The organism is Cupriavidus cauae (genome assembly GCF_026210475.1).
GTDB lineage: Bacteria > Pseudomonadota > Gammaproteobacteria > Burkholderiales > Burkholderiaceae > Cupriavidus > Cupriavidus cauae.
This window is the reverse complement of the sequence record NZ_CP080293.1, coordinates 1848271-1874711: the sequence shown is the minus strand read 5'-3', so window position 1 is coordinate 1874711 and position 26441 is coordinate 1848271. Positions and strand designations below refer to the sequence as shown.

The following is a 26441-nucleotide window of genomic DNA, read 5'->3' as shown; positions in this document are numbered from 1 at the left end:
ACCGCACCCCTTCGCTGCGGCGCAATGCCGCAGCACCGCCCTCCTTCCCCGCACCCTTCCCTTTCTTCCCCGCTGCATCGCAACACCTTTTCCCTGCTGCCGCGGCGGGAATGACCGACTTCACCTCATAGGCTCATTCAATTGGCACGGCCCCGGACGAGTGCGTACATTGAACGTCCAGACCACGATTAGCCAAACGAGAGAGGTGACTCATGCGGCGATACGCAAAGACCCGGTCGGAGTTGATGGCGATCCTCAACCAGTGCCTCGATAACAATCCGGAATGCGGCGAGTGCGAATTGCATGCGGTACGCGTGCACCAGCCCGACCATACGGGATGCAATTGGAGCGCCGAGGTGGACTTTCCCCGTGCGGCCGAAGACAGCGTGTCGATGCAATTGCGCGCGGCGAAGTCGATCATCGTCGACATGCGCCAGCAGTACAACGTCTTGCAATAGCGCTGCCTTCGGCGCGACTTCAGCGATTACGCTGCTCCGCAACAGAGCACCGCGGCACCGAAATATCGAGCACCAGAATATCGAGCACCAGAATATCGAGCACCAAGTCGGCGATCACCAATACGACAGGCACCAATACGGCACCAGAACGACGATTGCAACACGCGACCGAATGTCGCAATGAAAAAAGCCGGGCACGCAGCCCGGCTTTTTGTTTGGATCGGCCACCGGCCGACCGTGCGTCGGATCAGCGCAGCGCGCCTGACTCGGCCACCGCCACCGCCGTCATATTGACGATGCGGCGAGTGGTTGCCTGCGGATTCAGGATGTGCACCGGCTTGGCCGCGCCCAGCAGGATCGGGCCCACCGTCACGCCCTGGCCGCCGGTGATCTTCAGCAGATTGAACGCGATATTGGCCGCGTCCAGCGTCGGCATCACCAGCAGATTGGCGGAGCCGGCCAGCTTGGTGCCGGGCAGGAAATGACGGCGCACGTCCTCGACCAGCGCCGCATCGCCCTGCATCTCGCCCTCGACTTCCAGCTCGGGCGCGATCTGGCTCAGGATCTCCTGCGCCGCGCGCATCTTGCGCGCCGAGGCGCGGTTCGACGAGCCGAACATCGAGTGCGACAGCAGCGCGACCTTCGGCGTCAGGCCGAAGCGGCGGATTTCCTCGGCGGCCAGCTGCGTGATCGCGGCCAGTTCGTCGGCGGTCGGGTCCTCGTTGACGAACGTGTCGGTGATGAACAGCGTGTACTTCTCCAGCATCAGCGCGTTCATCGCCGCCAGCACCTTGGCGCCGGGCTTCAGGCCGATCACGTCGCGCACATGCTCCAGATGCGCCTCGAAGCGGCCCACGGTGCCGCACAGCAGCGCATCGGCATCGCCCATGTGCATCAGCATCGTGCCGATCAGCGTGTTCGAGCGGCGCAGCGCGACCTTGGCCATGTCCGGCGTCACGCCATCGCGTCCGCGCAGCGCGTGGTAGGCCTCGTGATAGGCGCGATAGCGCGGATCGTCCTCGGGATTGACCAGTTCGAAATCGACGCCCGGCTTCAGGCGCAGGCCGGCCTTGTCGATGCGCATCTGGATCACGTGCGGACGGCCGATCAGGATCGGACGCGCCAGGCCTTCGTCGACCACGGTCTGCACCGCGCGCAGCACGCGCTCTTCCTCGCCCTCGGCATAGGCGACGCGCTTGGGCGCGGCCTTGGCGGCGGAGAACACCGGCTTCATGATCAGGCCGGTGTGGTAGACGTATTGCGTCAGCTGCTGGCGATAGGCCTCGAGGTCCTGGATCGGACGCGTGGCCACGCCCGACTCCTGCGCGGCGCGCGCGACCGCCGGCGCGATCTTCTCGATCAGGCGCTGGTCGAACGGCGTCGGGATGATGTAGTCGGGGCCGAACTTCAGTTCCTTGCCGGCGTAGGCGGCGGCCACCGCGTCGTTGGTCTCGGCCTCGGCCAGCTCGGCGATCGCCTTGACGCAGGCCAGCTTCATTTCCTCGGTGATCTTGGTCGCGCCGCAATCGAGCGCGCCGCGGAAGATGTACGGGAAGCAGAGGACGTTATTGACCTGGTTGGGATAGTCCGAACGGCCGGTGGCGATGATGCAGTCGGGGCGCGCGGCCTTGGCCACTTCCGGACGAATCTCGGGCTCGGGATTGGCCAGCGCCAGGATGATCGGCTTGTCGGCCATCGTCTTGACCATTTCGGCGGTCAGCACGCCGGCGGTCGAGCAGCCGAGGAACACGTCGGCGCCTTCGACGATGTCGGCCAGCGTGCGGGCCGAGGTGTCCTGCGCGTAGCGGGCCTTGTTGGCCTCCATGTTGGCGTCGCGGCCGACGAAGATCACGCCCTTCGAATCGACCACGTAGATGTTCTCGCGCTTGACGCCCAGGCTCACCATCGTGTCCAGGCACGCGATCGCCGCGGCGCCCGCGCCCGACACCGCCATCTTGACGCTGCCGATGTCCTTGCCGACCACCTTCAGGCCATTGAGCAGCGCCGCCGCCGAGATGATCGCGGTGCCGTGCTGGTCGTCGTGGAAGACGGGGATGTTCATCCGCTCGCGCAGCTTCTTCTCGATGTAGAAGCACTCGGGCGCCTTGATGTCCTCGAGGTTGACGCCGCCGAGCGTGGGCTCGAGCGCGGCGACGATCTCGACGATCTGGTCCGGGTCGCGCGCATCGAGTTCGATGTCGAACACGTCGATGCCGGCGAACTTCTTGAACAGGCAGCCCTTGCCTTCCATCACCGGCTTGCCGGCCAGCGGGCCGATGTCGCCCAGGCCCAGCACCGCGGTGCCGTTGGTGACCACCGCCACCAGGTTGCCGCGCGAGGTGTACTCCGCCGCGGTGGCGGGGTCCCTGGCGATTTCCTCGCAGGCATAGGCCACGCCCGGCGAATAGGCCAGCGACAGATCGCGCTGGTTCGACAGCGCCTTGGTCGCGGTCACCTGGATCTTGCCCTTGGTCGGGCTGCGGTGATATTCCAGCGCGGCGAGGCGCAGTTGCGCTTCAGGACTGTTGGGGGCGTGTTGCGGTGCGTCACCGCTGGTCTTGCTGCTCATGTCGCTCGTCCGGAAAGAGGCCCAACATGGCGCCGTGCGATGCCGGCAGATGCCGGTCGAACAGCCAGGGCCGAAAAAATCGAGCAGCTATTCTAGCCCAGCCGCAGTGCGCGAGTCGCGCCGATGGCGCCCTGCAGGGCCGCAAATGCGGGGAATTTGCGGTTAAAGAGCTTTTACCGGAATAGCGTCAATGGCGAATGGAGCGGAGCAGGCGGATCGGTGCGAACCGGAGGCGAATGCGCCCTGCGCGATCCACCAGTAAAACAAGACGCCGGCATGCCTCCCTTGGCGAAGGCATGCCGGCGTCCATGCCGGCGCACCGGAACCGCGCCGTTTCGCGCTATCTCGCGTTCTTGTCGACCTCCAGCGTCACGCGCCGCGGCCGGCCGCTTTCCATCGGAAATTCCGCGAAGGCGCTGCGCACCAGATACGGCATCAGCCCCGGCATCGTGCTGCCTTCGCTCAAGTTCTGCGCGGTGACCTGGTAGACCCGCTTGTTGCCCGCGGCTTCGCGGATGAAGACGCGCAGGCTCGCCAGCGTGGCCGGCACGTCGCGGATCACCGTCTGCGGCGGCCAGTAGCCCGGACCCCAGCCCCAAGGCCCCCACGGGCGGTGGTAGCCGTACGGGCCCCAGTAAGGACCCCACGGGTACCAGGGATCGGGATAGTAGGTCTCGTGCACGCGCACCAGGCGCGGATCGGCATCGAAATCGAAGCTGACCAGATAGCGCGCCTGCGAGCGGGCCACCTGCGTGAAGCCGTGGCCGGCCAGCGCGTCGGCGATCCAGTTCTGATAGGTGGCGCGGTCCAGCTGCGCCTGCTGCTCCTGCTGGCCCTGGCCCTTCTCGGCCTCGAAGGCGTAGGTTCGCGGCGGATCGTTCTGCCAGCCGGGCTGGCGGAACGCCGTCACGTCGGTGGTCACGGTGCTGGCGCAGCCGGACAGCAGCAAGGCGCCGAGCATCGCGGCACCGGTCCATCGGGTCCACCATCGCGCCCACGATCGTCCGGACCAGCCTGCCGGCGAGCCGGCGTTGCCGGCCCGCGCAGCGCCCTCACCGCGGCCGCCCACGGTGCCCAGCCATTGGCCCGCCCGTGCACAGGCCTTTCGCCATTGCCACATGATGTTCTTCCTTCTGTTCATGGTCCCGCCGATAGGTGGTGCTGCCGACAGGGTGGCCCTGCCGACAGGGCGCCACCCGAGCGCACGTCGACGGATTGCGCGGGGGCGGTCGGCGGGCCGCCCTCTCGTTGCATCAGACCGGCCGCGTGCGCCGGAATTCCCTTGGCGCCATGCGGCCATGCCGTGCTTGGCTACAATGGATTACCCGGCGCCCGGCGCGCCCGACTCACCGCCTTCCAGGACAGGACCATCCATGCTCCGCACCGATACCCCCGTCACCGTCCACCGCAAGGACTATACCCCGCCCGCCTTCGCGATCGAACACGTCGACCTGGTGTTCGAACTGGATCCGCAGCGCACCGTGGTGACCAGCACGCTGCGCTTTGCCCGCCGCCAGGCCGGCGCGCCGCTGGTGCTGGCGGGCGAGGCGCTCGAACTGCTCGGCGTCAGCGTCGACGGCCAGCCGCTCGCCGACTATCGCCAGGACGACGGCGGCCTGACGCTGAACGGGCTGCCCGAGCAAGGCACGCTGCAGATCGTCAGCGCCTGCCAGCCGGAGGCCAACACCACCCTGTCGGGCCTGTATGTCTCCAATGGCAACTTCTTCACGCAGTGCGAGGCCGAGGGCTTTCGCCGCATCACCTATTTCCTCGATCGTCCCGACGTGATGGCGACCTATCGCGTCACGCTGCGCGCGGACAAGGCCGCCTATCCAGTGCTGCTGTCCAACGGCAATCTGATCGGCGAACAAGAGCTGGACGGCGGCCGCCACGAGGCCGTGTGGGAAGACCCCTTCCCCAAGCCCTCCTATCTGTTCGCGATCGTCGCCGGCAAGCTGCAATGCATCGAGCAGCGCATCACCACCGGCTCGGGCAAGGAGAAGCTGCTGCAGGTCTGGGTCGAACCGCAGGACCTCGACAAGACGCAGCACGCGATGGATTCGCTGATCCATGCGATCCGCTGGGACGAGCAGCGCTTCGGGCTGGAGCTCGATCTGGACCGCTTCATGATCGTCGCCGTCGGCGACTTCAACATGGGCGCGATGGAGAACAAGGGCCTGAACATCTTCAACACCAAGTACGTGCTGGCCAATGCGGCGACCGCGACCGACACCGACTTCTTCAATATCGAATCGGTGGTCGGCCACGAGTACTTCCACAACTGGACCGGCAACCGCGTGACCTGCCGCGACTGGTTCCAGCTGTCGCTGAAGGAAGGGCTGACGGTGTTCCGCGACCAGGAATTCTCCGCCGACATGATGGCGCAGCAGGGCGCGGACGACGGCTCGGCCCGCGCGGTCAAGCGCATCGAGGACGTGCGCGTGCTGCGGCAGGTGCAGTTCCCCGAAGACGCCGGCCCGATGGCGCATCCGGTGCGGCCCGACAGCTACGAGGAGATCAACAACTTCTACACCGTGACGGTGTACGAGAAAGGCGCCGAGGTCGTGCGCATGTACCAGACCCTGCTGGGCCGCGAGGGCTTCCGCAAGGGCATGGACCTGTATTTCCAGCGGCACGACGGCCAGGCGGTGACCTGCGACGACTTCCTCGCGGCGATGGCGGACGCCAACGGCCGCGATCTGACCCAGTTCGGCCGCTGGTACAGCCAGGCGGGCACGCCCGTGGTCGGCGTGCACACCGACTGGGACGCCGACCAGGGCCGGCTCACGCTGACGCTGACGCAGCAATGCCCGAAGGTCGGCATCGAGACCCAGCCCGGCACGCCGGAGAAGCTGCCCTTCCATATCCCCTTCGCGCTCGGGCTGATCGGCGCCGACGGCAAGGACCTGCCGCTGCAGCTCGACGGCGAGGCCGCCGCGGGCGACACCACGCGCGTGCTGAACTTCACCGAGGCGCGGCAGACCTTCCGCTTCGTCAACCTGCCCAAGGGACCGCGCGCGCCGCTGCCCTCGCTGCTGCGCAACTTCTCGGCGCCGGTGATCGTCGATGTCGACTACAGCGATGACGAGCTGACCTTCCTGCTCGCGCACGACAGCGATCCGTTCAACCGTTGGGAAGCCGGCCAGCGGCTGGCCACGCGCGCGCTGCTGAAGCTGGTCGCCGACGTGCAGGCCGGGCGTGAGCTCGAGCTGGACCACGCGCTGATCGGCGCGTTCCGCTCGGTACTGACCGACACCTCGCTGAGCCCCGCGTTCCGCGAGCAGGCGCTGATGCTGCCGGCCGAGGCCTATCTGGCCGAGCGCATGGGCGTGGCCGACCCGGCGGCGATCCATCGCGCGCGGCAGTTCATGCGCGCCGGCCTCGCCCGCACGCTGCAGAGCGACTGGCTCGGGGCCTACGAGACCAGCGCGACCACCGGTCCGTATCGTCCCGACGCGGAGTCGGCTGGCAAGCGCGCGCTGCGCAATCTCGCGCTCGGCTATCTGGTCGAGGTCGGCGACGACGCGATGTATGCGCTGGCCGGCGAGCAGTATCAGCAGGCCGACAACATGACCGACCGCTTCGCCGCGCTGACCGCGCTGGTCAACAGCTTCGCGCCGGGCCGCGAGGCCGCGCTGGCCGACTTCTACCAGCGCTTCGAGCACGATCCGCTGGTGGTCGACAAATGGTTCTCGCTGCAGGGCATGCAACGCGGCGAAGTCGGCCCGCATGCGGGCAAGCGCACCATCGACACGGTGCGGGCGCTGATGCAGCATCCCGCCTTCACGCTGCGCAACCCCAACCGGGCGCGGGCGCTGATCTTCAGCTTCTGCTCGGGCAACCCGGCGCAGTTCCATGCCGAGGACGGTTCCGGCTACGAGTTCTGGGCCGAACAGGTGCTGGCGCTGGACGCCATCAACCCGCAGGTGGCGGCGCGCCTGGCGCGCGCGCTCGACCGCTGGCAGAAGTACACGCTGCCGCTGCGCGACAGGATGCGCGCCGCGCTGGAGCGGGTCGCCGCGGCCGACAGGCTGTCGCGCGACGTGCGCGAGATTGTCGGCAAGGCGCTGTCGGCTTGATGCGGTCCGCCGTGGCCGATGACGGTGCGGTTTGGGGGCGCAGCCGGGTGCCCGGTTTGGGGGCGCGGTTAGGCTCCCCGTTGGGGGCGTGGTTGGCGGCCTGCCAGGGTGCCCGCCGGAGGTCTCGGGCGGGTGCCAGTTGGGTGCGATAGCGAACCGGCCATCGCGGTCCCGGCCCACCGGCATCGGTGGGCCGCCCGCCCCGGCCTGTAGAATGGCGGCCATTCAAGGAGGAAACCCATGACTCGCATCAGCCTGACCCGCTATCTGGTCGAGGAACAACGCAAGCACAACACCATCCAGCCCGAATTGCGGCTGCTGATCGAGGTGGTCGCACGCGCGTGCAAGGCCATCTCCAACGCCGTCAGCAAGGGCGCGCTCGCCGGCGTGCTCGGCTCGGCCGGCACCGGCAACGTGCAGGGCGAAACCCAGCAGAAGCTGGACGTGATCGCCAACGAAGTGCTGCTCGACGCCAACGAATGGGGCGGCCACCTGGCCGCGATGGCGTCGGAGGAAATGGACTCGTTCTACGAGATCCCGAACCGCTATCCGAAGGGCGAATACCTGCTGCTGTTCGATCCGCTCGACGGCTCGTCGAACATCGACGTCAACGTGTCGATCGGCACCATCTTCTCGGTGCTGCATATGCCCAAGCCGGGCCAGACCGTCACCGAGAGCGACTTCCTGCAGCCGGGCACGCATCAGGTCGCGGCCGGCTACGCGGTGTACGGCCCGCAGACCACGCTGGTGCTGACCGTCGGCAACGGCGTCCATATGTTCACGCTGGACCGCGAGGCGGGCAGCTTCGTGCTGACGCAGTCGGACGTGAAGATCCCCGAGGACACCAAGGAATTCGCGATCAACATGTCCAACATGCGGCATTGGGCCCCGCCCGTGCGCCGCTACATCGACGAATGCCTGGCCGGCGAGGAAGGCCCGCGCGGCAAGAACTTCAACATGCGCTGGATCGCCTCGATGGTCGCCGACGTGCACCGCATCCTGACGCGCGGCGGCATCTTCATGTATCCGTGGGACAAGCGCGAGCCGGAGAAGCCGGGCAAGCTGCGCCTGATGTACGAGGCCAACCCGATGGCGATGCTGGTCGAACAGGCCGGCGGCGCGGCCACCAACGGCCATCAGCGCATCCTCGAGGTCCAGCCGGAAAAACTGCACCAGCGCGTGTCGGTGATCCTGGGCTCGAAGAACGAGGTCGAGCGCGTGACCGGCTATCACCGGGAAGCGCAGGCAGGCGGCTGATACGCCTGGCTGCACCGCGGCCGGCCGTTGCGCCTGCCTGGGGACCGGCCTTTGTGCCTGCACGGTGACCGGGCTTCGGGAGAGGCCAGTCTGATCCGGACCGGCTCCGACGTGCCCGTCCTCGCCTTGCCTCGCTGAATGGGAGCCAACCGCAATGCGGTGGCTCCTTTTTCTTTGGGCAGCGCAAATCAGAATCCGCTCATTTCCCCCGCCTCGCCGCGTCCCTACCCTGCTGTTTTCTGCACCACACTTCTCCCCCAACAAGCAGCAAGGAAACCGCGATGGTCCCCCTCTCGGATGCCGGCGCCCGCTACGCCATCACCCCACCGATCAACCCGCCGGCCACCGCCATCACGCCGGCAAACCCGCCCTGCGGCGAGGCCCCGTTCGAACGCGCAGCCGTGCAGGCCCTCGCCATCCGGCTGCACGAGACGCTGGACGTCGCGCTGCATTACGGCCTGAGCGACGGCATCGACCTGCATGTCTGCGACCTGCGCCAGCTGGCCAACTGGGGCGTGCCGATCAGCGCCCAGGAGCGCGAGTTGTACTTCTATCCGTGGACCATCGACGCGTCGGACCCCGTCTTTCCGGTCACGCTGGTCCGCCTGCGCGAATTCGTCGCCGCGATCGACGCCATGCTCGCCACCCTGACACGGCCCGACGAGCCCATGCCCGCCCATCGCGCCGATGCCGCCAATCGCGCCGATCGCGCCAATCCCGCCAATCGCGCCAATCGCGCCGATCCCGCCAATACGGCCTCTCCCGCCGACCGCACCTTCGGCTGACCGGCGCCGACACGGGTGGTGAAAAAAGTGCGCCGAGGGGCTTCACAGCCGCCTGATCCGCTGCTATTATTGCGGGCTCTATCCGGTTCCAAACCGGTAGTGTTGCCGAAGTAGCTCAGTCGGTAGAGCAGCTCATTCGTAATGAGAAGGTCGGGGGTTCGATTCCTCTCTTCGGCACCAATGGATCCAAGCACAAAGCCCAACCCGCGCGGTTGGGCTTTGTCGTTTCTGGGGGCCCGGCGGCCACCATGCTCAACCCGATCCGGCGATCGCGGGTCTGTTGACGAAACCTGTCATGGTTCGCGAGCGCTCGTCGTGGCTGTCCGGATAACGATGATGCCCACCAAGAGCGTGATGACCAGCGCCGCATGGAACGCCTTGTCCTCCCACGTTTGCGGGCCGAAACCGAGTGCAATCGCAAAGGCGCCAACGAGTGTGCCCAGCAACGCGAAGCCTTGCGCACCGAATGCAATCCAACGTGCCCGCGAAGGGAGGATCAAGCAAGCCGCGAGGCCCAGAACCAGCACAGCTCCAATCACGCCTTCCGCGGTCGCGGCACGCGAATGCGCATAACCGGCGAACAGCACACCGGCATGGACCACAGAAGCCAGCGCGAAGAGCACGCACTCGCCGGCAAGGAAAAGAAGCATTGTCGTGCGGCGGTTCATCGGCGGCCGCCGCCTCGACGGTCTGCGCGGTGAAGCCCCATTCGGGCGAGAGCGTCGTTCAGCACGCCCCTGTCATTGGCTTCGCCGCACGGGGATCGCCACAGCACAAAGCCATCGGGACGAACGAGCACAGCACCGCTGCTGTCGAGGCCGTAGGCCGCCGGCCATCGGTCCTCGGGAATGAGCCCGCCGCCGGATGAGGAAAGCAGATGCAGATCGATCGGAATGCCAAATTCCTCCGTGACCGCCTCCGTAACCGCTCGCCACGCTGGTCGACTGCATAACAGGACAAGATTCCGGCCAAACAGGTCGTGCGTCGAAATCCGGTTCCCATCGCATTCGATCACGAGATGGGGCGCGCGCGTGCCGGGTTGGCCCGACAGTCCCGCCACGGGCTCGAACGGCCGATCGGGCGGCGGGCCCTCGAGCGACACGGCCCCGGCATCGTAGCGCTGGCCGAACACAACATCGTAGTCGTCGACCAGGGGAACCGGAGCGGGCAGGCGGCCCGCAGGATCCTGGAACCATTTCTGCAGACGGGAGAGCGCCTGCGCCAACGTGGCGGCGATTACCGGACGACGCTCCTGATCATAGGTACCGAGCAGCCTCTCGTCCGCCTCGCCACGGACGACCATGGCGAGCTTCCATGCAAGGTTATGGGCGTCGTGGATGCCCGAGTTGCCACCGAAAGCGCCAGTCGGCGGCATAAGGTGCGCGGCATCGCCTATCAGGAAGCCGCGGCCTTCACGAAAACGGTCGGCAATGCAAGCGGCCACTTCCCATGACCGCGCGTCGACGAGATCCGCCTTGACGCCGGATCGCCCGGCGGCACGCTCGACCAGTTGGCGGCAGCAATGCGCATCGAACGATTCCGGCCGTTGGCCCTCTTCCGGAAAATATTGCAGTGCCAGCAGCCAACGTCCGCCTTCGCGAGGCGTCATGGTGCCGTTGAGATCGCTGACGAAGCAGGAGGTGAAGCGCTTCCCATTGAGTACCGGCGGCAGGTCGGTATCGAAGATGACGTTCATCCAATGCTGCAGCACACCGGGACCAGTGCGGCCGATACCGAGCTGGTCCCGCAGCGTTCCGTTTGCGCCGTCCGCACCGATCAGGTAGTCGGCGCCCACGGTCTCTTCCGCTCCGCTTGCCCGATGACGAATGCGGGCGTGAACCCGACGCTCGTCCTGCTCAAACGAGACGAACTCGGTGTTGAACCGTATGTCGGCACCAAACTGCTCGGCGCAATGCCGCAGGATCGGTTCGAGGACATGCTGGTCACAAGTCGCGGGCTGCGTGGGGCTGTATGGACTGGCGTCAGGCCAGGCCGGGCCGCTCCAATGGACATCGGGATCCGCGAGGTTCCTGGCTCGCGCAATGCCGCCGCCCTGCTGGTCGCCGGTGCGGCTGGCGCGTATTTCCGTCTCCAGGCCAAGGCCCCGAAAAATCTCCATGCTGCGCGGCGATATCCCGGCAAACTTGTATTGAATCGACGTATCCGGATGACGCTCAATGACCATGCAGCGCACGCCCTGACGGGCAAGAAGCGCGGCGGCCGTCAGGCCGGAGAGCCCGCCGCCGACGACAAGAACCGAAGTTTGCGTGCCCATGGAACCTCTCCTGGTTGACGCGCGCGAAGGCCTCCGCGCAAAACTTTCATTGACAAAAATATTTGACCAATCAAAATATGTCAACCTCCGCCAAACGACAGGGCAGCATGACGAAATCCCCCGACAGCAGCGGCAAACGCGCAGCCGAGGCGTGGCGCTCGATGTTTGAGTTCCTGATGCGCTCCGCGCCGCAGCGCTTGCGGACTCAGCAGGAGCACGGGCTCACGCCGAACGATTCCCGCGCGTTGTTTTCACTGGATGAAGACGGAAGACCCATCGGCGTGCTTGCCCGCGAATGGGGATGCGATCCATCGACCGCCACCTGGCTGGTCGACCGGTTGGAGCGTGCGGAACTGGCCGAGCGCATTCCTTCGCCTGACGACCGTCGCGTAAAACTCGTCCGCGCGACGAAGAAGGGCCTCGAGACCAAGACCGTGTTGATGGCGGCCTACCACCGTCCTCCAGCGGAAATGTCGAGCCTTTCGCCCCGCGAGTTGGACGAGTTGACCCGCATCTGCAGGAAGTTGTGCGGTCGCTGACGGGACGCCGATTCAAAGGGCCCTCCTGATTGCCCCGCCTTTCGGAATCCGCTCAACGCCAACCGCGCTGGCGCCGGATAAGCTCGAACCTCCTCCATCCGCTCAAGCTCGTCATGAATCCGATCACCCCTCACCGTCGGCCACAGGTATTTGCCTTTGCATCCATGCCCGAAGCCCCGCCCTCGCAGAACGTCGCGGCAATGCCCAAACACGGCGCGGACGACAACGGCCCGCCGCATTGCACCGCAGTGCGCGCGATGGCGATGCGATTGGATCAGGCGATAGGCAGCGCCGGCTCGAACGATCCCGATGCCTTCGTCACGCTCCGCGTCGCCGACCTGCGGCAAATGGACAGCTGGGGCGTCACGATCCACGGCGAAACGCTGCGAAATTATTTCGACCTCGGCTCGATCGACGACGTGGAACAGCGCTATCCGGTAACGCTGGACGAAGCGCGATGGTTGCGGCGCGCTCTTGCGGCGTTGGATGATGGTCATTGCGCGTCCATCAATCGGAATCGGCGTTGGCGGCCGATGGCCTAGGAGCCGTGCCCCGGGCACCTGTTTTGTTGGAAGCGCGGCGCCCCTATCCCATCTACCTTTCGCCGGTCAACCCCACTTTGCGGCCCCCACTTTTGGGGAACGCCTTGTTAATATCCCGCGCGGCTTCGGCCGATAAAAACAACGGTGAATAACAAGGAAAAGAGATGAGAAATTGGACGGGATTTACCGCAGCGGTATTCGCGGCAATGGTGCTGAGCGGATGCGGCGGCGGCGGTGGGGATGATGGCGGCAACGACACGGGCTTCCAGCTGTCGGCCAGCCTGGACGGCACGCCGGTCAGTGGTTTTGCGCTGAAGGATGGTGGCACCACGACGCTCAATATCGAGTCGGGCCAGGAAGTGCGTCTGAGCGCCAGCAACGGCGTGACGTGGACGGCCAGCATGGAAAAGACCACGATCCAGCCCAAGAGCCAGAACAGCGCCGTGTGGGATGCCGTGCTGATCAGCCCGGAAGGCGGCACGGTGACGCTGGTGGCGAAGTCCGCTGCAGATGCGACCAGGCTTGCGACGATCCGTATCGAGGTGCCGCCGCACCGCTATGCGCGGGTGGCGGCCAAGGTCGGTGAAACCACCTTCTGGCGCGAGCAGGGAACGACTGTCGACGGATCCCCGATCGACGTCACCTATCGGGATACGACGGACGCGGTCGATGCACAGGGTGGATTCACGATGAACCGCTATCGCATCGACGGCACGCTGACCGACACCTTCCTCAACGACGCCGACCGCAACCGTACGGCCCGCATTCGGGCAAGCAATCCAACCCAGACCTGCACGTTCACGCCGAAGCGCGAACATTTCCAATACCCGATGTTCGTCGGCAAGACCTGGACCTCGGGCTGGCAGTATCAGTGTGGCGCGTATCACGAAACCGCCGCCTTGCAAGCCAATGTGGAAGCCTTCGAGCAAGTCGCCGTCGGCAGCGACACGTTCGATACGCTGCGCATCAAGTATGACGTGGCCTTCACCAATTCGAACGACGGCACCCTGTCCAACGGCATCACCGGCAATGCTGCCTATCGGATGGACTACCGCTGCTGGTGGGCTACCGAACTTGGCCGCGCGGTCAAGTGCGAGTTCAACTACAGCTATGCCGGCATCGAGCCGGCCGGCCATATCCGACACTACGTGCAGACGGCAACGTCGCTGCAATAAGGCAAGCGCGGAAAGCCATCCACTCGATGAAAAACGGCGCCGCGGCGCCGTTTTTTTTATTCCCGCACCACCCCGATCCCCTCGCCGACCAGCCGAAGTTCCACCTTCGGCATGTCCTCCATCACGCGCATGGCCTTCTGGCCGATGGTGACGCTGACCCCGCCGTGCACCTTCTTGCCGACCACCACGGCGGCGTCCGGGCGCGGGTGCAGTTGCTCGGTCAGCCTGGCCAGATGGGCGTCGGTGTCGAGCATGTCGCGCGTGTACTTGAACAGGGTGGCCCGCGCCTTCTCGCGCAGTTCCGGCGTGGCGCGCTCGGGGTTCTTGGCGAAGAAGGCCATCAGTTGCTGGATCTTGGCCTGCTCCTGTTCCTGCCGGCGCTTGTCCGCCTCGAGCGCGGCCTTTTCGGCGTCGGCATAGGGGTTCAGGCCGACGTGGATGGCGGTGGCGGTGCCGGCCGGCGCGCCGAGCGTGCCGGTGCGCACCGCATGCCAGGCGCGGCAGCGGCCGCCGGTGATATTGCCGCTGCCGACGGCTGGATCGCCCGCAGTGATGGTCTCGCCCGCGGCGACATCGCTCTGGCGAATGCCGCTGTCGACGGTGACCGTGGTGCCGGCTTCGACCACGGCGTTTTCGATGAAGCGGGCATGCACCGATCCCTTGCACTGGATCCGCGCGACGGCGCTGGCCGGATCGTGGGGTCCCTCGGACTTGCCGATGATGCCGCCGCTGACGACCACATTGCCGCCTGCCTCGACATGGGCGGCCTCGATGGTGCCGCCGACGATCACGTCGCCGGCCACGCGGACCGACATGCCGGTCTTGATATCGCCGCTGACGCGCAGCGTGCCTTCGAACGCAATGTTGCCGGAGTGCATGTCGACCGCGTCCACCGCGACGACCGGGTTGACGCTGACGCCGCGCGCGCGCACCGACGGCAAGCCCGCCACCGTCGCCACCAGCAGATTGGGGTCGTTTGCGTCCTGGGCCACGCCGTTCAGGCGTTCGGCGAACGGCGTGTCGGCAACCTCGGGAGCCGGCAACACGCGGCCGAACACGTCCTGCCCCGCGGTGCCCGGCACCGCCGGGATACGCCGCATCAGATGCGTGCCGGGCTGCACCAGCAACAGGTTGCCGAGGTCGCGCAAATCGATGCGGGCGCGGTCGTCCTCGGCGCCGCCGCGGCGCGGCTCGAGCAGGTTGATGAAGCGCGCCGGCGTGCCGCGCGTCGGCGCCGTGCCGTGCACGATCGGCAGATCGTCGCAACGCCCCGCGGCGAAGGCCTCGGCCAGCGCCGGCTCGTCGACGGACAGCTTGATGCCGCGCCCCGCCAGCACGATACGGACGTCGTTGGGCTGCACCGCGCGGCCGCCCTCCGGCGGCCATAGCGTCAGCCGCACCGTCAGCGAATCGGCATCGATGTCGATCTCGAAATAGCCGTCGACCAGCTCGCCGATCACCGCCTCGGCCGGCGCGCCATCGCGATGGCAGGTCAGCAGGAAGGCCGCGATAGCCTGCTCATCGAGCTTCGCTTGCGCCCAGCCCTGGGCCTCGAGGGCCGCCATCAAGGCAGCGCGATCGGGCGGCCCCCCGGCCCCATCGGCCCTATCGACCCTATCGGCCCTATCGGCCCTATCGGCCTCCGCCGGCGGCTCGTACCGCGCCCGCACGGACTTGTCCGTGTTCTCCACCCACACCCGTACAACCGAAGCTGCTACGTCGCCCATCGCGTCCTCCAGCCGTCTGCCTTTGATTTATCGTTGTTGTCGGGGCGGCACCCGAGTCGGCATGCCGCCTGTCCGTCACCTACGGCGGATTTCGGCAAAACTTTAGGAAAATTTTTTCGGGACGCCTTCCGGTAAACTGTCGCCCTGCCCGCCCGGGCCCTCGCCGCTCCCCAGACGCGGCGCTTCGGGACCCGGGCCAACCCCGCCGTATCCCATGTCGAACACCCACGAAATCCGTCCCGGCCAGTCGATCGAGCTGCTCAAGGAACTCCATATCCTGACGCGCGACGGCAAGATGAACCAGGACAGCCGCCGCAAGCTGAAGCAGGTCTACCACCTCTATCAGTTCATCGAGCCGCTGCTGCAGGACCTCAAGCGCGACCATGCCGACCTGACGCTGGTCGACCATGGCGCCGGCAAGTCGTATCTCGGCTTCATCCTCTACGATCTGTTTTTCAAGACGCAGCAGGACCGCTCGCATATCTACGGCATCGAAACGCGCGAGGAGCTGGTGCGCTCGTCCACCGCGCTCGCCGAGCGGCTCGGTTTTCCGGGCATGTCGTTCCTGAACCTGTCGGTGGCGGAGTCGATCACCTCGGAGCGGCTACCCGCCACGGTCGACATGGTCACGGCGCTGCATGCCTGCAATACCGCGACCGACGACGCGATCCGCTTCGCGCTGACCAAGCGCGCCAAATACATCGTGGTGGTGCCCTGCTGCCAGGCCGAGGTCGCCGCCGTGCTGCGCAGGAACAAGTCAAAGACGCTGGGCAATCCGCTGACCGAGATCTGGCGCCATCCGCTGCATACGCGCGAATTCGGCAGCCAGGTCACCAACGTGCTGCGCTGCCTGCAGCTGGAAGCGCACGGCTATCAGGTCACGGTGACCGAGCTGGTCGGGTGGGAACACTCGATGAAGAACGAGCTGATCGTCGCCCAGTACAAGGACCTGCCGCGCCGGCGGCCCGCCGAGCGGCTGGCCCACGTCCTCGAAACGCTTGGGCTGGAGGAAATGCGCGAGCGGTTCTTTACGCCCGCCTGAGATTCACCGGGGCGCGCTCACTCGCATCTGGGATCTGGGCATCGCGCCCACTGTGTCGCAGTTGTTGCGTCACACATTGCGTCACACCTGCCGCGCCGCACCCACCGCGTCGCACCTACCGCGGCTCGTCGCCCGCCATCCAGCGCCGCCAGCCTTCGTGGCCGAGCCGGCGCATGGTTTCCTCGTTGCGCTCGTAGATGTCCGCCGCGTCGGGAAAGGCCTCGACCGCGCGCGCGATGCTGTCTTCGCGCAGCAGATGCAGGATCGGATACGGCGCGCGGTTGGTGTAGTTCTCGATATCGTCGGCGTCGGTGCCGGCGAACTGGTATTGCGGGTGGAAGCTGGCGATCTGCAGCACGCCGGCCAGCCCGAGGCTGTCGAGCAGGCGCTCGGCCAGATAGAGGAAATCGTTGTAGTCGGCGAAGTCCGCCAGCATCCGGGGGACGATCAGCAGCGTGGTATCGATGCGCGCGGGATCGGCCTGCGCCAGCCCCTTCAGCTCGGCCTCCAGCGTGTCCAGCAGCGCCTCGGCATCGGCCGCCTCGCAGACCACGTAGCGGATCTGTTCCTTGACGTGGACGCTCTTGGCGAACGGGCACAGATTGAGCCCGATCACCGCGCGCGTCAGCCAGTGGCGCGTGGCGTCGAGGATCGCCTGCTGCTCCGACGGCGACATGGCTCAGGCCGCCTTGCCGACCCGGCTGACGATATCGAGCGCGACCGCCTCGGCGACCTCGATGCCGTCGATCGCCGCGGAATAGATGCCGCCCGCGTAGCCCGCGCCTTCGCCGGCCGGATAAAGGCCTGCGACATTGACACTCTGGTAGTCGTCCTTGCGGCGGATCCGCAGCGGCGACGAGGTCCGCGTTTCGACGCCGGTCAGCACGGCGTCGTCCATCGCGAAGCCGGGCACCTGGCGCTCGAACGCCGGCAGCGCCTCGCGAATCGCCTCGATCACGTAGTCGGGCAGCGCGGTGCTCAGATCGGTCGGCGTCACGCCCGGCTTGTACGACGGCTCGACCGTGCCGAGCGCGGTCGACGGCCGCCGCGCCAGGAAGTCGCCGACCAGCTGGCCCGGCGCGCAGTAGTTGCGCCCGCCCAGTTCGAAGGCGCGTTCCTCCCAATGGCGCTGGAAGTCGATCCCGGCCAGCGGTCCGCCCGGATAGTCGTCGGGCGTGATGCCGACGACGATGCCGGCATTGGCATTGCGCTCGGCGCGCTTGTACTGGCTCATGCCGTTGGTCACCACACGCCCCGGCTCGGAAGCGGCCGCCACCACGGTGCCGCCCGGGCACATGCAGAAGCTGTATACCGAACGGCCGTTGCTGCAGTGGTGGACGATCTTGTAGTCGGCCGCGCCCAGCAGCTTGTTGCCGGCGAATTTGCCGAAGCGGCTGCGGTTGATCATGCCCTGCGGATGTTCGATGCGGAAACCCAGCGAGAACGGCTTGGCCTCCATGAACACGCCGCGGCGGTACAGCATCTCGAAGGTGTCGCGCGCGCTGTGACCCACCGCCAGCACGACCTGCTCGCACGGCAGATAGTCGCCATTGGACAGCTGCAGTCCGCGCACGCGGCCGCCATCGATGTCGATGTCGTCGACGCGCGTGCCGAAGCGGATCTCGCCGCCGAGCGCGAAGATCTCGGCGCGGATGTTCTCCACCATCTTGACCAGCCGGAACGTGCCGATGTGCGGCCGCGCCTTGAACAGGATGTCCTCCGGCGCGCCGGCCTTGACGAACTCGTGCAGCACCTTGCGGCCGTAGTGCTTCGGGTCCTTGATCTGGCTGTAGAGCTTGCCGTCCGAGAAGGTGCCGGCGCCGCCCTCGCCGAACTGCACGTTGGACTCGGGATTGAGCACGCTCTTGCGCCACAGCCCGAAGGTGTCGCGGGTGCGCTCGCGCACTTCCTTGCCGCGCTCCAGGATGATCGGGCGGAAGCCCATCTGCGCGAGGATCAGCCCGGCCAGCAGACCGCACGGGCCCATGCCGATCACCACCGGACGCGGCGTCGTCGCATGCTGCGGCGCCTGCGCGACGAAGCGGTACGTCATGTCCGGCGTCACGCTCCAGTTCGGCTTGCCGGCCATGCGCTTGCGCGCCGCCTCCTCGTCCTTTACCTCGATATCGACGATGTAGGTCAGCTTGATATCGGAACGCTTGCGCGCGTCGTGCGCGCGGCGGAACACGGTGAAGGACACCATGCCGTCGCCCTTGACCCCGATCTCGATCAGCCGCGCACGGACGGCGGCCTCCAGGTCACTTTCTGAATGGTCGAGGGGGAGCTTGAGTTCACTGAGGCGTAGCATGGGGGGCAATGTATTCGGCGGCCGAACGGCGGGTCCGATGGCCGGACCGCAATTCTAAAGCCTTTCGGCCGCGGCGGCCCCTTGCGGCGGCCGCCACGCCCCGCCCCGGAAGATCGTCAGTCCTGCGCCGGCACCTGCCCCAGCAGCGCGGCGTAGCGCGCCATGTCGACATTGCCGCCGGACAGGATGATGCCGACCCGCTTGCCGGCGATCGGCGCCTTGCCCGCGAAGGCCGCGGCGGCGCCGAGGCAGCCGGTGGGCTCGACCACCAGCTTCATGCGGCCGGCAAAGAAGCGCATCGCCTCCACCAGCTGGGCATCGCTGACCGTGACGATGTCGTCGACCAGCTGCTGCAGCACCGGGAAGGTGTAGTGGCCCAGATGCTGGGTCTGCGCGCCGTCCGCGATGGTGTCCGGCGTGCGGATCTCGACGATGCGTCCGGCGCGCAGGCTCTGTTGGCCGTCGTTGCCCGCTTCCGGCTCGACGCCGATGATCTTGCAGCCGGGATGCATGGCCCGCGCGGCCACTGCGCTGCCCGACAGCAGCCCGCCGCCGCCCAGCGGCACCAGCAGCACGTCGAGCGGGCCGGCCTGCTCGAACAGCTCCTTGGCGGCGGTGCCCTGCCCGGCCATCACGTGCGGATGGTCGAACGGCGGGATCAGCGTCAGCCCCTGCTCGCGGGCCAGCCGTTGGCTGATTTCCTGGCGGTCCTCGGTATAGCGGTCGTACAGCACGACTTCGCCGCCATAGCCGCGCGTCGCGGCGATCTTGGCTGCGGGCGCGTCCTTGGGCATCACGATCACCGCGCGGGTGCCGAACAGCCGCGCCGACAGCGCGATCGCCTGCGCGTGGTTGCCCGAAGAAAACGCCGCGACACCGGCGGCGCGCTGCTCGGGGGACAGCTGCGCGATCGCGTTGTAGCCGCCGCGAAACTTGAAGGCGCCCATGCGCTGCAGGTTCTCGCACTTGAAGAACAGCCGCGCGCCGGTCTGCGCGTCGGCGGTGGCCGAAGTCAGCACCGGCGTATGGTGCGCGACGCCACTGATGCGGCGATGCGCCTCCACGACATCGGTGAACGAGATGGCCAATTGCGTCATGGGACAGCACTCCTTGCAGGGAAAGACGTACGAACTTCGAAGGGAAAGGTGTCGGCTCGGCTTCAATGCGCGAGGCGCCGGCGGCGCCAGCCGGAAAGTATGCGCGCGATACGGGTCCGCGAGAATACCCGGGTACGCTGGCGCAGCCGCACCGCGGTATCGCGCCGCGCTCGCAGGGTGAACCAGCCGGAGCGGGACAGCGCGACCACGCTGCCCGGCGGCAGCGGCCGCCGCGGCCAGTGCAGCGTCTCGGCCAGCAGCAGCGGCGGCTCGATCAGTTCCACGTCGCCATCCGTGACATGCAGCTCGGTGCCGGCTTTGGCATGGAAGGCGAACGATTGCCCGGCGCGCAGCGTCAGCGCGCGGTGCAGGTAGATGGGATGGGGCAGCAGGGAGAGGATGGACATGATGGCCTCGGCAGGTTCGGCTGCGTCTGCGTGTCACCGACACAGCGGGAAAGACCGGCCGGTATCGGGAGTACCGCGATCAGTGCCGCGATCAGTACCGCGATCAGTGGCGCGATCAGTGGCGCGGTCAGTGGCGCAAGTCAGCGCAGCAATCGAATGAACGCAGCGTACCGGCCGCCGTCGCGGCGCGGCAGGCACACCGCACCGGAACGGACAGCAGAACAGAGCCCCATCCTTCGCTCTGTTACGATACGGCCGAAACTTTTCTGTATCTGTTGCGCATCGGCCGGATGCGCCACCATGCCGCATGGACTCCGCCCCGCTGTACCGCCAACTCGCCGGCCACTATCGGCAAGCCATCGCCGCGGGCACGCTGCTGCCAGGCGAGCGGATGCCCTCGATACGGGCCCTGATGGAGCGCCACGGCGTCAGCCTGTCGACCGCGCTGCAGGCGTGCCGGGAGATGGAGGCGCAAGGGCTGCTCGAAGCGCGTCCGCGCTCCGGCTACTTCGTGCGGCCGCCGGCGCCGCAGGGCACGCCGATCGCCGAACCCTCGGCCTCGCTGCCCGATCCCGCGCAGTACGTCGGCATCCACGCCCGTATCTCGGCCATCATCGCGCGCGGCCGTCGGTATCCCGACGCGGTCAATCTGGCCGGCGCCTGCGCGCCCCCCGAGCTCTATCCGGTCGAAGCGTTGCGCCAGGCAGCCGGCCGTGCGCTGCGCCGCCATCCCAATCTGCTGGGCAGCGCGGTCGAGCCCGACGGGCATCCGGCACTGCGCGCCGCGCTGGCGCGCCAGGCACTTCAGGCCCGCATGACGCTGGCCCCCGAGCAGATCGCCATCACGCACGGCTGCACCGAGGCGCTGAACCTGGCCTTGCGCGCGGTCGCCGGCCCGGGCGATGTCATTGCGGTCGAATCGCCGACCTATTACGGGCTGCTGCAGATCCTCGAAAGTCTGGGCATGCGCGCGCTCGAAGTCCCGTGCAGTCCGCAGACCGGCCTGTCGCTGGAAGCGCTGGAGCTGGCGGCGCAGACCTACGACAACATTCGGGCGGTGGTGGTGGTGCCGAACCTGCAGAATCCGCAGGGCAGCATCATGCCGGACGCGAACAAGGCCCGGCTGGTGCAATGGTGCGAGGCGCGCGGCATCGCGCTGATCGAGGACGACTGCTTCTCCACGCTGGCCGACGACGATGCGCCGCTGGCCGCCGCCAAGGCGTGGGACCGCGGCGGCAACGTGATCTACTGCGCGTCGCTGCACAAGAATCTGGCGCCCGGCATGCGGCTGGGCTGGATTGCCGCCGGCAAATGGCAGGCTCGGGTCGAGATGCTGAAGTTCAGCCAGTCGCGGCCGAATGAGCTGCTGTCGCAGATCGCCGTGGCCGAACTGATGGCATCGGGCGATGTCGACCGGCACCTGCGGCGCCTGCGCGCGCGGCTGCGCCATCAGCGGCATTGGGCCGCCGAGACGATCGCGGCCCTGTTTCCGGCCGGCACGCGGCTGTCGGCGCCGCAGGGCGGCATGCATCTATGGGTGGAATTGCCGGACCGGCTGTCGTCGGAGGCGGTGTTCGAGCAGGCGCTCGAGGCCGGCGTGCGGGTGATGCCCGGCGTGGTCTTTTCCAACTCGAGCCGCTTCGACCATTGCCTGCGGATCAATATCGGCGCGCCCCGCTCGACTGCACTGGAACAGGCGTATCGGAAGCTGGCCGGCGTGGTGGCCCGGGTGGTGGCGCAGGGGGTGGCGCGACCGGAGCCGCGCTAGCGGGAGGGGTGGAACGCGGTGCCGGGGGCACCGCGTCCGTGCAGTCCGTGCAGTCCGTGCAGTCCGTGCAGTCCGTGCAGTCCTTGCAGCGATTGCTTGCAGACCTGTTGCAGGGCTGTTCCAGGCTTTAAGGCCTGCAAGCCTGCCGGCTTACAGGAACACGATCAGCGCAACACCGGCGGCGATCAGGCCGAACTTGACCACGTAATAGACCTGGCGGTTCCACGCCTTCAGGCGACGGCGATACTGCCCGCCCAGCCAGACGATGCGGAACAGCTTGTTGATCATGCCGGTCTGGTCGTTCTCGTCGTTCGGCGAACTGGCCGCGCTCATGACCTTGCGGCCCAGCCAGCGGTTGACCTTGCCGGCCCAGCCATAGCGCATCGGCCGCTCGATGTCGCAGAACAGGATCAGCCGGTTCTGGTCGCTGCGGTTCTCGGCCCAGTGCAGATAGGTCTCGTCGAACACCACGCCCTGCCCATCGCGCCAGCTGTGCCGCTCGCCGTCGACCTCGATGAAGCAGCGATCGTCGTTCGGCGTCGCCAGCCCAAGGTGGTAGCGCAGCGAACCGGCAAAGGGATCGCGGTGGGGATTGAGCTTGCCGCCCGGCGGCAGCTCGGCGAACATCGCGGCCTTGACGAACGGCAACTCACGCAGCAGCGCGACCGTGCGCGGGCACAGTTGCTCGGCCGACGGGTGATGCGCCTCGTACCACTTCAGGTAGAAGCGCTTCCATCCGTATTTGAAGAAGGAATTGAAGCCGGCGTCGTCGTTCTTCTCGGCGGCCTTGATCTTGCGCATCGCGGCCAGCGCCAGCCCCTCGTCGCGGATCTCGGGCCAGGCGGCGCGCAGCTTCTCCAGCTCCGGGAAGCGCTCCACCGGGATGTACGGGGTGCGCGGGACGCCCGAGAAGGCGTACATGAAGCAATTGACCGGCGCCACCAGCGCCGAATGATCCAGCAGCTGCCGCCAGATACGCAGGCGCACCTTGCCGCGGAAATGCACATACAGAATCGCGCCGAGATAGGCCGCGACAATGATCCACTTGACCACCTCGAACTCTCCCTGAACTGCCTCGTGCGAGCCTGCCGCCGTGCGGGCGAAGGCACACGATGAGGTATGAAGGACCGTAGTTTACCTAAACGGCAGGCCCGGCGCAGGAGAGGCGAAATCAGCGGTTGCCGCGGGACTGCCGGGCGATGCGCTCGATCAGCGCGCGGGCATCGTCGGGCGCGCCCTGCAGGGTCAGCAGGCGCGCGTTCAGCACCATGTTCTCGAGGACCAGCTTGGCGGTCGACGCCCACATCGTGGCCAGCACCGCGTCGACCGGCATGCCGGCCGCTTCCATCGCCTGCGAGCGCTCGGCCACCAGGCGGCAGACCAGGGAGCGCAGCGCGCCGTCGTCGAACGGCAGATTGGCATAGTCGATCGGATCTTCCTTCTCGACCTCCACCATCAGTTGCATCAGCATGTCCTCGGTCATCGGCAGCTCCTTGCGGGATGATGAGAGTCGCCCCTTCGGGGACCCGGCGGCGACGGCCGTGGGCGCGCCGCCCATGCGACCGAAGCTACGGCAAACGGCGCCGGGCTGTCAATTCCGCGGCGGGCCGCAGGGAGAACGGCGCCGTTCGCATCGGGCATCGCCTGGCGCCACGAATCGATCCTGGCCGGCGATAGAAAAGCGCCCGACATTCGGGCTGAACGAAGCGCGAGCGCCACAGTCAGACACGTGGTTCTCATTCTCATTTCCAACGGAGACGCACAGACAATGACAAAGCGTTTGTTGTCCGCCATGCGGCAGTACGCATGGTTCCAGGGAGTCAAGCACCACGTCGTCCAGGGCGTCGAGGCGCTGGCCGAACTGCTGAAGTCGCCGTCGGTCGCCGCGCGCGCGGTGGCCGCGATCATCGCCGAGACCGAGCACGGCGTGCAGGTGTGGGTGTCGTACTTCGGCAAGCCGCTCGACCCGCATACCAATTACGTGCTGTGGCCCACCCGCGCGCTGAAGGCCGCGCGCCCGCGCATCGCGCTGCCGGGTTTTCCGGCGCGCGACCGCCCCGAGGGTTGACGACGCGCAATGACCTCCGGACCGTCCCTCGGACAGGCGCGCTGTAGGCGACGTCCCGACAGCAGCCTGCCGGGGGGCGCCACTAGAATGGACATCACACCGCCAACCCACAGCACGGAGGCCGAGATGGACATGCCCGAACCGGTACACGACGAAGCGCTGGTCAACCTTTACCTCGAGCGCATCTCGGCGCTGTCGGTCAGCGCGTTCGACGGCGCCGATGTCGGTGAGGAACTGCAGCAGTTGATGACCGAGGCGGTCAGCGAATGCGACGCCAGCAAGACCGCGCCGGTCGGCAACAACCTGCAGGTGCTGGTCGCTCGGCTGCGCGAGCGCGCCGAAGCCGCTGAGCGCGAAGATCAGCCGGCGATACGCGAGACCTTCGAGCAGGCGCTGGCGGGCGGTTCCGCGGGGTAGGCGCGGAACACGGGCACGGCAAGGCGCCAGCGGATCGGAAACGGTGATATCCGAGTTTGCCGGGATATCGGAAGACGGGCGCGGAAGGCGGTACTGCGGAGAGGGGATGATTGCGGGAGTACTGGGGGTACTGCGTGAGAGATACTGCGTGCCGCTGAGATGTCCGCACGGTACCTGGTTCAAGGACCGGGGATCGTGCGTTTTGCCGTGAATCACGGCGACATCTCGGGAATTTGGTTGCGGGGGCAGGATTTGAACCTGCGACCTTCGGGTTATGAGCCCGACGAGCTGCCAGACTGCTCCACCCCGCGTCTGGAAGAACAACATTATGCAGCAATCGCGCCGCCATTGCAAGCATTATTGTCGGCGTCAATCTCGGGCGCCAGGCGCCAATCCATCACAACGTGACATGATCGGCGGCATCGCCCGCGCCGCGACTACCACGACCACGGCCACGATCACACTGCGACCGTGACCGTGACCGTGACCGTGACTGCGACTGCGACCGCGACTGCCAGCTTCAGGACTCCGGCCCAAGAATACGATCCACGCGCGCATAGCCCGCGCTGAACGCCGCGACCTCCGCGGCATGGCGGGTCGCAAAGACCTGGTCGCCGCTGGAGATCATCTCGACATCGCCGGCATCGCTCGGGTCGCCTCCTTCCTGGCCGATGCGGACCTCGTAGGCCCAGCCAGGCGACCCCCCGCCCTGTCGCTCGGACACCAGCACATAGACGTCCATGCCGCGATAGTCCTCGACACGCCAGTCGTCGTCATGCATCGCGCCTCCTGCATTGCTCGGGTACACAGGTTCAGGCTAGGCCGGCCATCCGGTGCACGCAATGCGAGGGAGACTGACGTGGCTGTCGGAGAATGGCGGAGCCGAAGCGCCGGGACAAGAAGCCAGAGCGCGAAGGTGCCGAGACGCCCGGCCGAAGGGCCAACGCCCAAATGAAGGGCCAATGCCGAACCGAAGCATCTACGCTGAATCCAAGCACCGACACCGACACCGACACCGACACCGACACCGACACCGACACCGACACCGACACCGACACCGACACCGACACCGACACCGACACCGACACCGACACCCCAAAACAAAAACGGCTTGGAGAGAGAACTCTCCAAGCCGTTCGTACTGCATGTAGGTGGCGCGGCTGGCAGGATTCGAACCCACGACCCCTTGGTTCGTAGCCAAGTACTCTATCCAACTGAGCTACAGCCGCACGCGAGAAAGAGATTATATCGCGTTTTTTGTTTTTGGGAAGCCCCTGCACCATCTTTTTCCGCGTCACCCTCGCCGGCCGCTGTTCCTATAATGTCTGCCCACCTGGAAGTGATCCGTACCATGAGCAAGGCTTTTGTCAAAGAACCGTCGGACGACGAAGACGACGACCTCCCGGAAGGCGCGACGCCGCTGCCGGCCGGCACCAAGAACTACATCACGGCGCAGGGCTACCAGCGGCTGCGCGACGAGCTGATGCACCTGATCGATGTCGAGCGCCCCGAGATCGTGCAGATCGTCTCGTGGGCCGCGTCGAACGGCGATCGTTCCGAGAACGGCGACTATCTCTATGGCAAGAAGCGCCTGCGCGAGATCGATCGCCGCATCCGCTTCCTGACCCGCCGGCTCGACAAGGCCGAGGTGGTCGACCCCTCGCTGCAGGGCGACAACGACCAGATCTTCTTCGGCGCGACGGTGACCTACGCCAACCAGTCCGGCGAGGAAAACACCATCACCATCGTCGGCATGGACGAGGTCGATCTGGACGCGCACCGGGTCAGCTGGATCTCGCCGATCGCCAAGGCGCTGATCAAGGCCCGCGAAGGCGATACCGTGCCGCTGCGCACGCCCAACGGCATCGAACAGATCGATATTCTGGAAGTCCGCTATCCGAAGCGCGGCGAGGCCTGAGGCCTGAGGC

24 protein-coding genes and 3 tRNA genes are annotated in these 26441 nt (G+C 66.7%); 13 read left to right on the top strand and 14 right to left on the bottom strand.

Features of this window, described 5'->3' with window-relative positions; translation table 11 throughout:
• Window positions 1–212: 212 nt before the first annotated feature.
• Window positions 213–458, top strand: coding sequence for a hypothetical protein (locus KZ686_RS08390; protein WP_006576013.1), 246 nt, complete (start codon window positions 213–215; stop codon window positions 456–458).
• A gap of 247 nt (window positions 459–705) precedes the next feature.
• Here the strand turns inward: KZ686_RS08390 and KZ686_RS08385 are convergent, their stop codons facing one another.
• Both KZ686_RS08385 and KZ686_RS08380 read right to left on the bottom strand, forming a co-directional pair.
• On the bottom strand, window positions 706–3027 hold the full coding sequence (locus KZ686_RS08385; RefSeq protein WP_150084585.1) for an NADP-dependent malic enzyme: 2322 nt from the start codon (window positions 3025–3027) through the stop codon (window positions 706–708).
• Between the two features lie 340 nt (window positions 3028–3367).
• Window positions 3368–3988 carry a DUF4136 domain-containing protein gene (locus tag KZ686_RS08380; RefSeq protein ID WP_265633440.1) on the bottom strand — a complete coding sequence of 207 codons (621 nt, stop codon included), beginning with the start codon at window positions 3986–3988 and terminating at the stop codon, window positions 3368–3370.
• 412 nt (window positions 3989–4400) lie between these two features.
• Between KZ686_RS08380 and pepN the strand changes: the two genes are divergently transcribed.
• The 4 genes from pepN (at window position 4401) to KZ686_RS08360 (ending at window position 9328) form a co-directional block, all read left to right on the top strand.
• Window positions 4401–7106 (top strand): aminopeptidase N, encoded by a 2706-nt coding sequence (gene pepN / locus KZ686_RS08375; protein ID WP_265632204.1) that lies wholly within the window; start codon window positions 4401–4403, stop codon window positions 7104–7106.
• A gap of 240 nt (window positions 7107–7346) precedes the next feature.
• Window positions 7347–8363, top strand: a complete 1017-nt coding sequence (locus KZ686_RS08370) for a class 1 fructose-bisphosphatase (protein ID WP_149317977.1) — start codon at window positions 7347–7349, stop codon at window positions 8361–8363.
• 281 nt (window positions 8364–8644) lie between these two features.
• Complete coding sequence (locus KZ686_RS08365; protein ID WP_265632202.1) at window positions 8645–9148, top strand: hypothetical protein; 504 nt, start codon at window positions 8645–8647, stop codon at window positions 9146–9148.
• 104 nt (window positions 9149–9252) lie between these two features.
• Window positions 9253–9328, top strand: a tRNA-Thr gene (locus KZ686_RS08360).
• 113 nt (window positions 9329–9441) lie between these two features.
• Here KZ686_RS08360 and KZ686_RS08355 read toward each other — a convergent pair.
• Window positions 9442–9816 (bottom strand): hypothetical protein, encoded by a 375-nt coding sequence (locus KZ686_RS08355; protein WP_226108201.1) that lies wholly within the window; start codon window positions 9814–9816, stop codon window positions 9442–9444.
• Entirely contained in the window at window positions 9813–11423 is a 1611-nt protein-coding gene (locus KZ686_RS08350) for an FAD-dependent monooxygenase (protein WP_265632201.1), read from the bottom strand. Before KZ686_RS08350 ends, KZ686_RS08355 begins: the two co-directional genes overlap by 4 nt.
• A 107-nt stretch (window positions 11424–11530) precedes the next feature.
• On the opposite strand from KZ686_RS08350, the gene KZ686_RS08345 reads away from it, so the two are divergent.
• The 3 genes from KZ686_RS08345 (at window position 11531) to KZ686_RS08335 (ending at window position 13679) form a co-directional block, all read left to right on the top strand.
• Complete coding sequence (locus tag KZ686_RS08345; protein WP_265632200.1) at window positions 11531–11962, top strand: MarR family winged helix-turn-helix transcriptional regulator; 432 nt, start codon at window positions 11531–11533, stop codon at window positions 11960–11962.
• 113 nt (window positions 11963–12075) lie between these two features.
• The gene (locus KZ686_RS08340; protein WP_265632199.1) at window positions 12076–12504 is read left to right on the top strand and encodes a hypothetical protein; all 429 of its coding nucleotides are present in this window, start codon (window positions 12076–12078) and stop codon (window positions 12502–12504) included.
• Window positions 12505–12668: 164 nt separating this feature from the next.
• Complete coding sequence (locus KZ686_RS08335) at window positions 12669–13679, top strand: hypothetical protein (RefSeq protein WP_265632197.1); 1011 nt, start codon at window positions 12669–12671, stop codon at window positions 13677–13679.
• Between the two features lie 56 nt (window positions 13680–13735).
• On the opposite strand, the gene KZ686_RS08330 is transcribed toward KZ686_RS08335, so the two are convergent.
• Window positions 13736–15244 (bottom strand): DUF342 domain-containing protein, encoded by a 1509-nt coding sequence (locus tag KZ686_RS08330; RefSeq protein WP_265632195.1) that lies wholly within the window; start codon window positions 15242–15244, stop codon window positions 13736–13738.
• Window positions 15245–15620: 376 nt separating this feature from the next.
• Between KZ686_RS08330 and KZ686_RS08325 the strand changes: the two genes are divergently transcribed.
• Window positions 15621–16448, top strand: a complete 828-nt coding sequence (locus KZ686_RS08325) for a class I SAM-dependent methyltransferase (RefSeq protein ID WP_149317971.1) — start codon at window positions 15621–15623, stop codon at window positions 16446–16448.
• 115 nt (window positions 16449–16563) lie between these two features.
• On the opposite strand, the gene KZ686_RS08320 is transcribed toward KZ686_RS08325, so the two are convergent.
• The 4 genes from KZ686_RS08320 to KZ686_RS08305 form a co-directional block, all read right to left on the bottom strand.
• The gene (locus tag KZ686_RS08320; protein ID WP_265632194.1) at window positions 16564–17124 is read right to left on the bottom strand and encodes a DUF1415 domain-containing protein; all 561 of its coding nucleotides are present in this window, start codon (window positions 17122–17124) and stop codon (window positions 16564–16566) included.
• A 3-nt stretch (window positions 17125–17127) separates the two neighbouring features.
• Complete coding sequence (locus tag KZ686_RS08315) at window positions 17128–18756, bottom strand: NAD(P)/FAD-dependent oxidoreductase (protein WP_265632193.1); 1629 nt, start codon at window positions 18754–18756, stop codon at window positions 17128–17130.
• A gap of 116 nt (window positions 18757–18872) precedes the next feature.
• Window positions 18873–19853, bottom strand: coding sequence for a threo-3-hydroxy-L-aspartate ammonia-lyase (locus tag KZ686_RS08310; protein WP_149317968.1), 981 nt, complete (start codon window positions 19851–19853; stop codon window positions 18873–18875).
• 62 nt (window positions 19854–19915) lie between these two features.
• Entirely contained in the window at window positions 19916–20260 is a 345-nt protein-coding gene (locus KZ686_RS08305; RefSeq protein WP_187829165.1) for a hypothetical protein, read from the bottom strand.
• A 307-nt stretch (window positions 20261–20567) separates the two neighbouring features.
• On the opposite strand from KZ686_RS08305, the gene KZ686_RS08300 reads away from it, so the two are divergent.
• Window positions 20568–22028 (top strand): aminotransferase-like domain-containing protein, encoded by a 1461-nt coding sequence (locus tag KZ686_RS08300; protein WP_265632192.1) that lies wholly within the window; start codon window positions 20568–20570, stop codon window positions 22026–22028.
• 150 nt (window positions 22029–22178) lie between these two features.
• Here the strand turns inward: KZ686_RS08300 and lpxO are convergent, their stop codons facing one another.
• Together lpxO and KZ686_RS08290 are read right to left on the bottom strand one after the other, a co-directional pair.
• Window positions 22179–23081 (bottom strand): lipid A hydroxylase LpxO, encoded by a 903-nt coding sequence (gene lpxO, locus KZ686_RS08295; protein ID WP_149317965.1) that lies wholly within the window; start codon window positions 23079–23081, stop codon window positions 22179–22181.
• A gap of 118 nt (window positions 23082–23199) precedes the next feature.
• On the bottom strand, window positions 23200–23511 hold the full coding sequence (locus KZ686_RS08290; protein WP_149317964.1) for a hypothetical protein: 312 nt from the start codon (window positions 23509–23511) through the stop codon (window positions 23200–23202).
• Between the two features lie 285 nt (window positions 23512–23796).
• Between KZ686_RS08290 and KZ686_RS08285 the strand changes: the two genes are divergently transcribed.
• The gene (locus tag KZ686_RS08285) at window positions 23797–24096 is read left to right on the top strand and encodes a hypothetical protein (protein ID WP_149317963.1); all 300 of its coding nucleotides are present in this window, start codon (window positions 23797–23799) and stop codon (window positions 24094–24096) included.
• A 132-nt stretch (window positions 24097–24228) separates the two neighbouring features.
• Window positions 24229–24513: a hypothetical protein gene (locus KZ686_RS08280; protein ID WP_265632191.1), complete on the top strand. Its 285-nt coding sequence runs from the start codon at window positions 24229–24231 to the stop codon at window positions 24511–24513.
• A gap of 234 nt (window positions 24514–24747) precedes the next feature.
• On the opposite strand, the gene KZ686_RS08275 is transcribed toward KZ686_RS08280, so the two are convergent.
• The 3 genes from KZ686_RS08275 to KZ686_RS08265 all read right to left on the bottom strand — a co-directional run bounded on the left by KZ686_RS08275 (window position 24748) and on the right by KZ686_RS08265 (window position 25742).
• Window positions 24748–24824 (bottom strand) — tRNA-Met (locus KZ686_RS08275).
• 209 nt (window positions 24825–25033) lie between these two features.
• A complete protein-coding gene (locus KZ686_RS08270) occupies window positions 25034–25294 on the bottom strand; it encodes a hypothetical protein (RefSeq protein WP_149317961.1) in 261 nt (86 codons plus the stop codon).
• 371 nt (window positions 25295–25665) lie between these two features.
• Window positions 25666–25742 (bottom strand) — tRNA-Arg (locus KZ686_RS08265).
• Window positions 25743–25864: 122 nt separating this feature from the next.
• Between KZ686_RS08265 and greB the strand changes: the two genes are divergently transcribed.
• On the top strand, window positions 25865–26431 hold the full coding sequence (gene greB, locus KZ686_RS08260; RefSeq protein ID WP_187829164.1) for a transcription elongation factor GreB: 567 nt from the start codon (window positions 25865–25867) through the stop codon (window positions 26429–26431).
• The last annotated feature ends 10 nt before the right edge of the window (window positions 26432–26441 follow it).